The 12,232-nt window shown below is 52.2% G+C and carries 12 protein-coding genes; 9 read left to right on the forward strand and 3 right to left on the reverse strand.

The annotated features are described in order from the left end of the window. The first annotated feature begins 14 nt into the window (after window positions 1-14). The 4 genes from AJE_RS04485 to lnt are packed head-to-tail and all read left to right on the forward strand — an operon-like array spanning window position 15 to window position 3,943. Entirely contained in the window at window positions 15-1,037 is a 1,023-nt protein-coding gene (locus AJE_RS04485; protein WP_008949860.1) for a PhoH family protein, read from the forward strand. Then, window positions 1,034-1,495, forward strand: coding sequence for an rRNA maturation RNase YbeY (gene ybeY / locus AJE_RS04490; protein WP_008949861.1), 462 nt, complete (start codon window positions 1,034-1,036; stop codon window positions 1,493-1,495). The genes AJE_RS04485 and ybeY overlap by 4 nt, the downstream gene beginning before the upstream one ends. A gap of 31 nt (window positions 1,496-1,526) precedes the next feature. Then, complete coding sequence (locus AJE_RS04495; RefSeq protein ID WP_008949862.1) at window positions 1,527-2,396, forward strand: HlyC/CorC family transporter; 870 nt, start codon at window positions 1,527-1,529, stop codon at window positions 2,394-2,396. Window positions 2,397-2,425: 29 nt separating this feature from the next. Then, entirely contained in the window at window positions 2,426-3,943 is a 1,518-nt protein-coding gene (gene lnt / locus AJE_RS04500; protein ID WP_008949863.1) for an apolipoprotein N-acyltransferase, read from the forward strand. 18 nt (window positions 3,944-3,961) lie between these two features. Here the strand turns inward: lnt and AJE_RS04505 are convergent, their stop codons facing one another. Then, entirely contained in the window at window positions 3,962-6,352 is a 2,391-nt protein-coding gene (locus tag AJE_RS04505; RefSeq protein WP_008949864.1) for a Lon protease family protein, read from the reverse strand. A gap of 136 nt (window positions 6,353-6,488) precedes the next feature. Between AJE_RS04505 and AJE_RS04510 the strand changes: the two genes are divergently transcribed. The 5 genes from AJE_RS04510 to AJE_RS04530 all read left to right on the forward strand — a co-directional run bounded on the left by AJE_RS04510 (window position 6,489) and on the right by AJE_RS04530 (window position 10,120). After that, on the forward strand, window positions 6,489-6,764 hold the full coding sequence (locus AJE_RS04510) for a hypothetical protein (RefSeq protein ID WP_008949865.1): 276 nt from the start codon (window positions 6,489-6,491) through the stop codon (window positions 6,762-6,764). 176 nt (window positions 6,765-6,940) lie between these two features. Further along, window positions 6,941-7,417, forward strand: a complete 477-nt coding sequence (locus AJE_RS04515; RefSeq protein WP_008949866.1) for an HvfA family oxazolone/thioamide-modified RiPP metallophore — start codon at window positions 6,941-6,943, stop codon at window positions 7,415-7,417. Window positions 7,418-7,423: 6 nt separating this feature from the next. Then, window positions 7,424-8,272 (forward strand): HvfB family MNIO-type RiPP peptide maturase, encoded by an 849-nt coding sequence (locus tag AJE_RS04520; RefSeq protein ID WP_008608702.1) that lies wholly within the window; start codon window positions 7,424-7,426, stop codon window positions 8,270-8,272. After that, window positions 8,269-9,030, forward strand: coding sequence for an HvfC family RiPP maturation protein (locus AJE_RS04525; RefSeq protein WP_008949867.1), 762 nt, complete (start codon window positions 8,269-8,271; stop codon window positions 9,028-9,030). Before AJE_RS04520 ends, AJE_RS04525 begins: the two co-directional genes overlap by 4 nt. A 133-nt stretch (window positions 9,031-9,163) precedes the next feature. Then, window positions 9,164-10,120, forward strand: a complete 957-nt coding sequence (locus tag AJE_RS04530; protein WP_008608704.1) for a hypothetical protein — start codon at window positions 9,164-9,166, stop codon at window positions 10,118-10,120. A gap of 36 nt (window positions 10,121-10,156) precedes the next feature. Here AJE_RS04530 and AJE_RS04535 read toward each other — a convergent pair whose 3' ends face one another. Continuing rightward, the gene (locus tag AJE_RS04535) at window positions 10,157-10,507 is read right to left on the reverse strand and encodes a putative quinol monooxygenase (RefSeq protein WP_008949868.1); all 351 of its coding nucleotides are present in this window, start codon (window positions 10,505-10,507) and stop codon (window positions 10,157-10,159) included. A 52-nt stretch (window positions 10,508-10,559) separates the two neighbouring features. Beyond that, window positions 10,560-12,011: a sodium:proton antiporter NhaD gene (gene nhaD / locus AJE_RS04540; RefSeq protein ID WP_050858381.1), complete on the reverse strand. Its 1,452-nt coding sequence runs from the start codon at window positions 12,009-12,011 to the stop codon at window positions 10,560-10,562. Window positions 12,012-12,232: the final 221 nt, after the last annotated feature.

A 12,232-nucleotide genomic window follows, 5' to 3' on the forward strand; every position in this document is an offset into this window, starting at 1 on the left:
TAGAGAGAGCCAGCTTGAACAGCGACAGTAGCAGTATTGAATTACAACTTGAGCCTGCCGACCACCGGCGGCTCACCTTACTCTGCGGCCCCTATGACGATAATCTGAAGCATCTGGAACGGCGCTTACTGGTCGAGATCAGCCATCGCGCCGGCCAGATCCGCATCGACGGTCCCACAGCTAATATTGACGCCGCCGCCCTGATCCTGCGTGAGCTGTATCAGCAAACGCTGAATGGCCAGCAACAAGTGCAAGCTATCAGCCCGGAGCAGGTACATCTGACTATTAGTGAACACTTTGATATTCAGTATCAGGGGCAGGAAGGCACCCAGCGCGAATTTTCACTAAAAACCAAAAAAGGCTTAATCAAACCCCGCAACCCGAATCAGGCTGCCTATGTGGCAAACGTGCTGCAACATGATGTTAGTTTCGGCATTGGCCCGGCTGGTACCGGTAAAACCTATCTGGCCGTGGCCTGTGCGGTGGATGCGCTGGAAAGTGGCCAGGTCAAACGGATAGTGTTAACCCGTCCGGCGGTAGAAGCCGGCGAAAAACTGGGCTTTTTACCCGGTGATCTGGCGCAAAAAGTCGACCCTTACCTGCGCCCGCTGTACGACGCCCTGTTTGAAATGCTCGGTTTTGAAAAGGTCGAGAAATATCTGGAACGTGGCGTGATTGAAATTGCGCCGCTGGCCTATATGCGCGGCCGTACGCTAAATGATGCCTTTATTATTCTGGATGAAAGCCAGAATACCACCATCGAGCAGATGAAGATGTTTCTAACCCGCATCGGTTTTAGCGCTAAAGCCGTGATCACCGGTGATGTCACGCAGGTCGACTTGCCCCGCGGTCAGTATTCAGGCCTGAAACATGCGATTGATGTGCTCAGTGCCGTGCCGGAAATCAGCTTTAACTTCTTTAATGCCAAAGATGTGGTGCGCCATCCGATAGTGCAGCGCATTGTGATGGCCTATGAAGCCTATGAAGCGGCGCAACCAAAAACTGAAGAGCCAGCACGTAGCGGGAGTCGCCGATGAGTATTATCCTGGATTTACAACTGGCCAGCAGTGCTCAGGATCTGCCTGACACAACTCAGTTTCAAACCTGGCTGGACGCGGCCATCTTGCCGTTTCAGGAGCAGGCTGAGGTCACAATCCGGGTTGTGGATGCCGCAGAGAGCCAGCAACTGAATCTGCAATACCGCGGCAAAGACAAACCGACTAATGTGCTGAGTTTTCCGTTTCAATGCCCTCCCGGTATTGAGCTGCCGCTGCTTGGCGATCTGGTGATTTGTGCGCAAGTCGTTGCTACGGAAGCAGCTGAGCAGGGCAAGCCGCTGGCGTCACACTGGGCACATATGGTGGTGCACGGCTGCTTGCATTTATTGGGATTTGACCATATAAATGACGCTGATGCTGAGCAGATGGAAGCAGAAGAAATTCAGATTCTGCAGCAACTTGGTATCAGCAACCCCTATTTACTGGATGAAATCTGATGTTCAATTGTTATGGAGCTAAAGTTCACTGATGAGTGACGACAATCCCCACTCTAGTCGCGGCTCTGCGTCGCGTAGCTGGTTAGAACGTATTGCCAGCATTTTTAGCGCAGAGCCACAGGATATCTCGGATCTGGAAGACATTATCAGCGAAGCCGCCGTACGCGAGCTGATTGATACCGATACCAAGAATATGTTGCAGGGTGTATTGGACGTATCCAATATGCGGGCCCGCGACATTATGATCCCCCGCTCCCAGATGGCCACGCTGGATATCGAGCAACCGCTGGCCGAAGTCCTACCCATTCTGCTGGAAAACAATCACAGCCGTTATCCGGTGGTAAATGAAGATAAAGACCATATCGAAGGCATTCTGATAGTCAAAGATCTGCTGCAGTATGCACTGGACCTCAGCAATACCGATTGGCAGTGGCGCGATCTGGTGCGCCCGGCGGTCATCATCCCGGAAAGTAAGAAAGTCGATGCCCTGCTGCGGGAATTCCGGCAAAAACGCTACCATATGGCAATCGTCGTGGATGAATACGGTGGCGTTTCCGGCCTGCTGACGATTGAAGATATTCTGGAGCAAATTGTCGGCGAGATTGAAGATGAGCACGACGATGAAGAAGAGCACGATATCAAGAAGATGGCTTCGCGGGTTTTTCAGGTGAGCGCTCTGACGCCACTGGATGAATTTAACGAAACCTTTGGTACCCAGTTTGACGAGGAAGATGCCGATACCATTGGCGGTATTGTGTTGCATGCCTTTGGCCATATGCCAGCAAAGGGCGAAGCGATTACGCTGGGCGATCTGACCTTTAAAGTCAGTAAAGCCAATAGCCGCCGCCTGATGCAGTTACAGGTGATCCGCTCGCGCCCGAGCGAAGCAGAAGGAAGCTAATCATCAAAGCGCTGTGGTCCCGGCCCTGGTTGGTTGCCGTCAGTTTACTGCTGGCCGGTTTAGCCAATACTCTGGCCTTCGCTCCCTATACCCTCTGGTGGTTGCCGCTATTAACGCTGGCCTGGTTTAGCGCAGCCATTGCCAACAGCACCACCCCGCGCCAGGCCGCGGGCTATGGCTTTAGCTATGGTGTCGGTTGGTTTGGGCTAGGCATCAGCTGGGTACATGTCAGTATCGACCAGTTTGGCGGTTTGCCGCTGGCTGGCAGTCTGAGTTTAATGGCGCTATTAGTCGCCTATCTGGCACTGTTTCCGGCCTATACCGCCTGGCTCAGTCGTCGCCTGCTGGGCACTCTCTCCTTACCACTGCTGCTAATGGCGTGCTGGACCCTTAGTGAGTGGCTGCGCAGCGTATTGCTTACTGGCTTTCCCTGGTTATCGCTCGGCTACAGTCAAACGGATTCACTGTTCAGGCACTATGCGCCGCTGCTGGGTGAAATCGGTATCAGCGCCGTGCTGGTTTTTATCGCCGCCAGTCTGGCCAATCTGCTACAGCGTCTCTCCTGGCCTGCGCGCTGCTGGCCAGCCGTAGTCAGTGTACTACTTTGCCTGCTGAGCCCACTGCTGGTGCAGTTTAAAGGCTGGCACCACAATAACGAGCAGTTAAGTGTGTTGCTGGTACAGGGCAATGTGCAGCAGGAGCTGCGCTGGGTGCCGGAGCAGGAATGGCCGACCATGCTGAAGTATCTGGATCTGACCCGGCCGCATCTGAGTCAACACCAACTGGTGATCTGGCCGGAGGCTGCCGTGCCGCGTATTGAACCTCTGGCCGATGACTTTCTGGAGAACCTGGATAAATCAGCGTTTTATAGCGATACCGCGGTCATTACCGGCATTATCGATTACAACCTGAAAACCCAGGAAGCGTGGAATAATCTGATTGTATTGGGTAAACAAACTGCCGATGCCAATAGTGGTCACTATTTCCATGGCCACGCCAACCGCTTTAGCAAACATCATTTACTGCCGATTGGCGAATTCGTGCCATTTGAGAGCTTTCTGCGCCAGCTGGCACCGATTTTCGATTTACCGATGAGCTCTTTTAACCGCGGCAGCTATGTGCAACCCAACCTGACTGCCAATGGCTTTCATTTATTGCCTGCGATCTGCTTTGAAATTGCCTTCCCGGCGCAGATCCGCGCCAATCTGACCAGCGAGACCCAGCTGTTACTGACCGTCAGTAATGATGCCTGGTTTGGCGATAGCATAGGCCCGCATCAGCACCTGCAAATTGCCCGTATGCGGGCACTGGAATTTGGTTTACCGCTGTTACGCGCCACCAATAATGGCATCACCGCGACCATAGATGCCGATGGCCAGATCCGGCAACGCGCGCCGCAGTTTTCTGAGGCGGTGATCAGTGACAGCATGCAGCTGACAGATGCAGCAACGCTGTATAGCTTGCTGGGAAACAGTCCGCTGTACTTGTTTTGCCTGATATTACTGGTGCTGAGCTGGTATAAACGCCGCGTTAACAGCGGCGTTTGAGTTACTGACAGTAGCAGCTTATTCTTCGCTACTGCCGTTAACGATTTCGGCGATTTCGGCAAGCCGCAACAAAGCCCGACCATTAAGTGATTTTTTCGGATACTGACCGCGGTTATTACGTTCACCTGCGACTTCACCGGTTAATAGCTCCAACGCCTGATCCACGGTTTTGACGGTGTAAATATGGAACTGCCCGGCAGCAACCGCAGTCACCACATCCTGATCCAGCACCAGATTTAACTGATTACTGGCCGGAATAATCACCCCTTGCTCACCAGTCAGGCCTCGTGACTGACAGAGCCGGAAATAACCTTCAATTTTTTCATTCACGCCGCCTATTGCCTGTACCTGACCATATTGGTTAATCGAGCCGGTCACTGCCAGACTTTGCCGGATTGGAATCTCGGTAATGGCCGAGATCAGGGCACAGACTTCAGCCAGTGAGGCGCTGTCACCGTCAATGTGGCCGTAGGACTGCTCCATTGCAATATTCGCGCTTAAGGTCAGCGGAAAATCGCGGGCATATTTGGCCCCCAGATAACCGGTTAGTAATAATACACCCTTGGAGTGGATCGCTTTACCCAGCTCCACCTCTCGCTCGATATCCACTACGCCACTGGAACCGGCGAATACCGTCGCGCTGATCCGCGCTGGGGTACCGAAGGCGGTATCACCGATTTCCAGTACCGTCAGGCCATTGATCTTACCGACTGCCAGGCCGTCAGTATCAATCAGAATATGCCCTTCCTGAATATCTTCTAAAAACGCCTCACTGATGCGGCCGGTGCGGTATTTTTTCCCTGCCAGCGCCTGGCGGACATGCTCACTGGTAAGTTGTTCGGCCTGTTGCTGCCGGGCAAAAAAGCAGGCTTCACGCACTAACTCCAGCACGTCGGCAAAACGGGCAGACAGCTTACGCTGATGTTCAGCCTGACGGAAACTAAACTGTAATAGCTGCTGCAGCCCGCAGCTACTTAACGACTGCAAGCCCATTTCCTGTAATTGCAATTGAATTTGCGCTGCCATATCGCTTAAGGTTTGCGGCAAATATGGTAAATAGTGTTCAAAATCAGCTAATACCCGGAATAACTCATTAAATTCTTCGTCGAAATCCTGCACTAAATAGTACAGATCACGCGACCCCAACAACACCACCTTAACGCTGAGTGGGATGGCGCGCGGCGTAATAATAGTTGAGTTCGTCACCGCATGATCGCTAAGGGTATCAATCACCACTTCACCGGCCTTTAATGCCAGTTTTAACGCATCCCACACGGCGGGCTGGGTTAATAGCCGATCGGCATCCAGGATCAGATAACCGCCATTGGCTTTGTGCAGGGCACCGGGGCGGATCATCCGGTAATTGGTAAATAAAGAACCTCCGGCCGAGCTGTATTCCACCCGGCCAAACAGGTTGCCATAGCTGGGGTTGGGTTCAAAAATAATCGGTGCGCCAGACATCGTCTCATGATGCACCAGCACATTAGGCACAAACTCTTCAATAAAGATTTCGCGGCTAACCGGCTCCTCACCCTTCTCGCCTTCCGACTCATCCGGCAGCAGCTCCATTACCGCTTTCACCAGTTCCGGCCGCATCTCACGCAGGTATTTTAAGACCCCCAACTCGGCATTGTAGTGATGCTCCAGCTTTTTCAGCATCGGCTTAATCGCTTGCTCAATGGTATCTTTGCGCAGCGCCCGCAAATTCTCCGACAATTCCCGCTTCCACTGCGGCAACTCCAACAGCTGTTCGTTGAGGATGGTTTCCAGCTCCGATACCAAATCATAGAAATACTGCCGCTGCTCTTCAGATAGCTTAGTAAATTCCTGATCATTCAAAGGCTTGCCATCAATGATTGGCGAAAAGCTCACCGCACCGTTTTCTTCGTATAACACAACCTGCTTTTCCAGCGCTTTCTTTTCAACCTGTTCGATAGCCTGTTCATAACGTTCGTCAAAGGCCCGGTGAATGGCTTTTTTCTTGCGTTGATAGCCAGGGTTATCAAAGGCGGCCGGAAAGGTATCCAGCAAATCATCAATCAGACTTTCCAGCTTTTTGACCAGTACCCGGCCTTCACCCGGTAGTAAACGCAGCGTAATGGGTACCCGTTCGTCATCAAAATTGTTCAGGTAGCACCACTCTTCCGGCGTGGCTTTTTCACTGGCGGCCAGCTGCAGAATTTCCTGTACCAGCGTAAAGCGCCCCAAAGCCGGCTCCCCCATCACATAGAGGTTATAGCCCGGCATATCCATCCCAATGGCAAACTCCAGTGCGGTTCGGGCGCGGTCCTGACCGATAAAGGCGGCTGGAACAGCAGGTTGCTGCAGAATGTGGGAGACCAGTACTGAATCCAGTTGCGGGCCAAGTTGTGCCGGCGTCAATGCCAGTTGCTGCTGTAATTGCGTCATCTAGTGCCTTAACAATAAAGGTAAGTTTTTTATATAGTAACAAAAAGCCGGTTACTGCGCTGTAGGCTGTCGCTAAAGTTTTCTGTGCTAACGCCGATAAGCTGGTAAGTGCGATAACTGTTAACCGGAGTATCAGATGAACGAGCGCGACTGCCTGCAAAAAATCCGTAACCTGGGGGTGCGCCTGCAGGAGCTGGAGCTGGCCAGACCGCAGCCTGGCAAATCCTATACCTCGGTAGCGCTGGACTTTTTGTTTAAAGAGCACCAGTTAGAACGGCCGACCGGTGCACCGCTGGATCATACGCTGCGCACCCTTGGTAAAGCCCTGATGGAGCGGCATCAGCTGAAATTTCAGCGCCTGGATGCCTCAGCCATTGTGGATTACTTCTGTCGTTATTACCGGGTGCATTAACAACCACCTAAACCGGGCGTCAACGCAGACTGACGCCCGTCCTGTCATGTCGCCAACGATTTAGACCGCATCGACTTCCCTGAAACGCGTTTCTGTCTTAGTATTACTTCATACCTAGTCCGCTTAGTTGTCAGCGCGGGCCTTTTGCAATACACCGTTATGCTGGAGATAATGCAATGAATAAACTGAATAAAGCCCAATTGACTCTCGCTTTGGGTGCCATAACCTTGGCATCTGGCAGTGCCCTGGCGGATAGTAACCCGTTTCAGGCGCAGCAACTGAGTATGGCCTATCAAGTGACCACCCAGGACAATACCGGGGTTAAGGTTAAGGTAAAAGAGCAAGCCACCGATAAAGCCAAAGAAATGAAATGCGGTGAAGGCAAGTGTGGCGAAGGCAAATGCGGCGCCGAAATGCAGCAAAAAATGGCGGATGCCAAAAAGCAGGCTGCCGACAAAGCCAAAGAAATGAAATGTGGCGAAGGTAAATGCGGTGAAGGCAAGTGCGGTGCCGAAATGCATAAAGCCGATGCCAAAGCTAAGGCCGCTGAAGCTAAAGCTGCCGGTCAGGAAAAAGCCGCTGATGCCAAGAAAAAAGCCAGTGATAAAGCCAAAGAAATGAAGTGCGGCGAAGGTAAATGCGGCTCTATCTAACGCCAAATGAAACCACTCGCTCACTTTAGTAGCAGCAGCGCAGGCCTTGGCCTGCGCCGCGAGCTGCTGCCAGAACTGTTAGCAGATAAGCCGGCTATCATCGATTTCTTTGAGGTTGCGCCAGAGAACTGGTTACCTTATGGCGGTAAACTGGCGAAAGACTTTCGGCAACTGACCGAACGCTATGCGTTTTTTTGTCATGGCCTGTCGTTAAATATTGGTGGCCCGGACCCGTTGGATCTGGATTTCTTGCAGCAGTTAAAACACTTTCTCGACCAGCATCAGATCCTGCGCTATAGCGAACATCTGAGTTATTGCGCTGCCGACGGCCATCTGTATGACCTGATGCCGATCCCCTTTACTGAGGAAGCGGTACATTATGTGGCGGCCCGGATTAAACAGGTGCAGCAGATCCTGGAGCGGCCGTTGATTATCGAGAATGTCTCCTACTATGCCGCGCCAGCACAGCAATTAAGTGAACTGGAATTTCTGTTAGCCGTGCTTACGGAAGCCGACTGCCCGCTGCTGCTGGACGTAAATAATATCTATGTCAATTCCATCAACCATGGCTACGATGCCGGTGCCTTTTTAGCTGCGATGCCAAGCGAGCGCATTGCCTACTACCATATTGCCGGACATTACCAGCAAGCGGCCGACTTACTGATTGATACCCATGGCGCTGCCATTCCTGATCCGGTTTGGCAATTGTTGCGCCTTAGCTATCAGCAGCATGGTGTAAAACCGACCTTATACGAGCGCGACTTTAATATCCCGCCGCTGGCCGACCTTTGCCAGGAACTGTCGCAGATTAAGCAGTTGCAGCAAGTTGCCAGCCCGAGACCAGCCGCAGTATGACTGAGCCTACAACCCCTAACTTACAGCAAACCCAACTGGCGTTCGCCCGGGCCATTCGCCACCCCCAAGAGCCCTATGCGGAGCAGACAGTGCCAACAGCACGGCTGCAGATCTATCAGCAGCTGTTCTTCAATAATGTCAGCGGCTTTATCGATAATGCCTTCCCGGTGCTCAGCACCCTTTATCAGCCCGATGCCTGGCTAAGCCTGAAACAACGCTTTTTCGCCGATTATCGCTGTCACTCGCCCTATTTCTTGCATATTGCCCAGCAATTTGTCGATTTTCTGCAGCAATATCAGCCCGCTGCCGCCGATCCGCCGTTTTTAGCCGAACTGGCCCATTACGAATGGGCTGAGCTTTATGTCGGGACACTAGCCATCACATCAGCACAGCAGGCCGTTACACCGGCACAACTAATGTCGGCCAGGTTAAGGCTAACCGAAGCCAGCCTGTTAGCCGTATACCAGTATCCGGTACAGCACCTGAGCCCGGATTATCAGGTTAACGAACCCGGACCAGGCCAGGCCTTTCTGATCTACCGCGATTGGCAGGATGAAGTGATCTTTGTGCAGTTAAATCAGGCCAGCTTACTGCTGTTACATCAGCTGACGGAGCAGCCGGGACAAACCTTGCCACAACTGACTGCCAGCCTGGCACTACAACTCGCGCCCTACAGCGCAGCGCAACTGACCGAATTTGCGCTACCCTTACTGACAGAGTTGGCCGTTAAGGGCGCTCTGCTGCACGATGGCGGCTAAGTTGGCCTTGTCGCCTTAGCCGGCCCAACTTGAATTTTTTTCATCTTGATTGGAAAAACTTTCACACCAAATGGATAGCCAGACGTCTAAATAGCTGTATACTTATGCTATCAGGTTTTGGAGTAACAGCATTATGGCATTATCACTGGCAGAGAAAATTGCAGATCCACAGCAAGGGGTGTATCTGATTGGTACTACCCCGCCCAAAGCCGGCACCGCTGCTGATAAAAGCTCGCGGATCGCGGGTAAGTTGTTAGGCCGTTTGCAACAGCTCGAATACGATGGCCTGATTGTCTATGATATTCAGGATGAAAGTAGCCGGGTTGCCACCGAGCGTCCTTTCCCGTTTCAGAGCACTCTGGACCCGCGCGAATACAGCCGGTTGTTACGCGAGCTTTCGGCGCAGGATGTCATTACCTATAAAAGTGTGGCTCAGCGTGATAGCAGCGAATTTGAGCACTGGCTTAGTGAAAGTGCCGCAACCTTTGCCCTGAAAAATCTGGTGTTAGTGGGTAGCCCTTCATCACATGGCCAGATCAAACTCAGTTTACCGCATGCCTATCAGCAGCTCGCCGCCCATCCGGCAAGCTTCTTTTTGGGTGGGGTTGCCATTGCCGAACGCCATGCCAAAAAAGGCGATGAACATTTACGCTTAATTGATAAAGCGGCCCAGGGCTGTCAATTCTTTATTTCGCAGGCGGTATATAACGCCCAGGCGACCATTGATCTGATCACCAGCTATGCCCGCAGCTGCAAACAGCAGGGCCTGACGCCAAAACGTCTGATTTTAACCTTTACCCCGTGCGGCAGTGAACAGACGCTGGATTTTATGCAATGGCTCGGTATTTCGGTGCCACAGGCCTCGCGTTATCGTATTCTGGATGCCGAAAACCCACTGAACGAATCGATTAAGATCTGCCGCGACAATCTGACGCAGATCTTAACCCACTGCGCGAATTTGGAGGTGCCGCTGGGCCTGAACGTTGAAAGCCTGACCAACCGCAAGGAAGAAATCGATGCCTCTATCCGCTTGTTCCGGCTATTAAAGGCGCTGATGGAGTTACATCTGGCAGAAAAGCAGGTTGCTTAAGCGACCTGCTTTGGCGGCATTTGCTGCGTGCCGTGCTTAACCCAACTTGGGCGCATCGTAGTTGGCAGGTTCATCGCTATAGATACAAACATTCCACTCTGCAACCAGCCCATCCTCCGCTAAGCAATATTGCGCAAAAAAGGCTTGAATTTCCGCGCGCTGACAGTGAGCTTCAAAGCTGGCCAAATCCGCCCAGATTTCATTAAAGGCAATCGGGAAACTCTTACCGTCAGCAAAAGGACTCTGGATTTGCCGGGTCACCACATACTGTAGACAGCCGTCCTCACGTAAGGTATTTGGCTCCAGGCTTTGCAATATCCGGAATAACTCGGCTTCTTTTCCCACCTTAGGCAAAAATTGGGCAACACAATAAACTTTCTTTGACATCAGCATCCCTTATTAAGCGAGCCTGCCGCATATAGCGGCAGGCAACAGAGTATTAATGGCGGCCAAATACCGTAAACAGCTCGGCATTAAGCCATAAATGACAGAGTACACTGGCGGCGTAGCCCAGTAAAATCACCGGTGCCCATTTTAAATGGCCAACGAAGGTATAGTAGCCTCTGGCCTGTCCCATCAGTGCTACCCCCGCGGCAGAACCGATAGACAACAGACTGCCGCCAACACCAGCAGTAAGGGTAATCAGCAGCCAGTGACCATGAGACATCTCCGGGTTCATCGTTAATACCGCAAACATCACCGGGATATTATCTACCACCGCCGACATCAGTCCCAGCACCACATTGGCTGCAGTCGGGTTCCAGTTGGTATATAACGCAGTCGAGAGCAGCTCCAGATAACCGATAAAGCCCAGCCCGCCGACGCAAACCACCACACCGTAGAAAAACAGTAAGGTATCCCACTCAGCCCGCGCTACCCGGCTAAACACATCAAAAGGCACCACTTGCCCCAGTGCACGGATCCGCTCCATATCACCGGCGCGCTCAGCCAGTGCCCGCTTGCGCGCCAGACTGCCCGGTAAGGTTTTACGCAGGAAGAAGCCGAAGAACTGCAGGTAACCCAGGCCTGTCATCATCCCCAAGACCGGCGGTAAGCCGAGATAAGAGTGAAAGGCCACGGCAGTGGCAATGGTTAATAAAAATAAGGTCAGGATCCTAAGTGCGCCGCGTTTTAACTCAACTTCTTCCGCATGACCACCCGGTGAGCGCTTCTCCACAAAAAAGCTCATAATCAGCGCCGGCACACCAAAGTTGACCACAGCCGGTAAGAACAGCGTGAAGAACTCATTAAAGGTGACGATACCGGCCTGCCACACCATCAGGGTAGTAATATCACCAAAGGGGATAAAGGCGCCGCCGGCATTGGCTGCCACCACGATATTGACACAGGTCAGGTTGATAAAGCGTTTATCGCCTTCGGCCACTTTCATCACCACAGCACACATCAGCATGGCCGTGGTCATATTGTTGGCAAAAGACGAAATCGCAAAGGCCAGCACGCCGCTGATCCAAAATAAGCTGCGATAACTAAAGCCGGTGCGGATCAACCAGGCGCGCAGGGCATCGAATAAGCGCCGCTCCTCCAGAGCATTGATATAGGTCATCGCCACCAATAAAAATAACATCAGCTCGGAGAATTCCAGCAGCGTATGGCGAAAGGCCGATTCCGCCTCGGTCGGCATGCCAGCCTGCATATAATGCCAGCCAATCATCGCCCAGATGATGCCAGCGGCCACCAGCACCGGTTTGGATTTACGTAAATGAATTTTCTCTTCGGCCATGACCAGCAAATACGCCAGCAGGAAAATGACGATGGCAGTGATGCCAAGAGCACTGTCGGTTAACGGCAACGGACCGGTCGCCGCCATAGCAATATTCGGCCAGCACAACAGGCTGAGCAACAAGATAGACACAACTTTTAAATAAGACATGGTAATCACTGGGATTGGATTAAGCAGAAAGGTCTCTATCGGGCTGATGCCTGATATTGAGCGCATATGATACGCCCTTTTTTGCGCTTTAATAGCACTAACTGCAACAGAATTTGCAGTTAGTGGAATGACTTTGGTCGAATGCACTCAGCAACGGCTAACAACATGCAGCGATAAACAACTAGCAATCACAACAGGCCTGCACCAGCAGTCAGCCCCGA

Origin of the sequence: Alishewanella jeotgali KCTC 22429 (assembly GCF_000245735.1) — a bacterium.
In the GTDB taxonomy this organism is placed as follows: Bacteria; Pseudomonadota; Gammaproteobacteria; order Enterobacterales; family Alteromonadaceae; genus Alishewanella; species Alishewanella jeotgali.

What these genes read in the sequence shown, in the direction of transcription:
- AJE_RS04515 (WP_008949866.1), top strand. Translation starts at nt 6,941, where the DNA reads ATGAATAAACTGAATAAAGCCCAATTGACTCTCGCTTTGGGTGCCATA.
- nhaD (WP_050858381.1), bottom strand. Translation starts at nt 12,011, where the DNA reads ATGTCTTATTTAAAAGTTGTGTCTATCTTGTTGCTCAGCCTGTTGTGC.
- AJE_RS04535 (WP_008949868.1), bottom strand. Translation starts at nt 10,507, where the DNA reads ATGTCAAAGAAAGTTTATTGTGTTGCCCAATTTTTGCCTAAGGTGGGA.
- AJE_RS04530 (WP_008608704.1), top strand. Translation starts at nt 9,164, where the DNA reads ATGGCATTATCACTGGCAGAGAAAATTGCAGATCCACAGCAAGGGGTG.
- AJE_RS04505 (WP_008949864.1), bottom strand. Translation starts at nt 6,352, where the DNA reads ATGACGCAATTACAGCAGCAACTGGCATTGACGCCGGCACAACTTGGC.
- AJE_RS04510 (WP_008949865.1), top strand. Translation starts at nt 6,489, where the DNA reads ATGAACGAGCGCGACTGCCTGCAAAAAATCCGTAACCTGGGGGTGCGC.
- AJE_RS04525 (WP_008949867.1), top strand. Translation starts at nt 8,269, where the DNA reads ATGACTGAGCCTACAACCCCTAACTTACAGCAAACCCAACTGGCGTTC.
- AJE_RS04495 (WP_008949862.1), top strand. Translation starts at nt 1,527, where the DNA reads ATGAGTGACGACAATCCCCACTCTAGTCGCGGCTCTGCGTCGCGTAGC.
- AJE_RS04520 (WP_008608702.1), top strand. Translation starts at nt 7,424, where the DNA reads ATGAAACCACTCGCTCACTTTAGTAGCAGCAGCGCAGGCCTTGGCCTG.
- ybeY (WP_008949861.1), top strand. Translation starts at nt 1,034, where the DNA reads ATGAGTATTATCCTGGATTTACAACTGGCCAGCAGTGCTCAGGATCTG.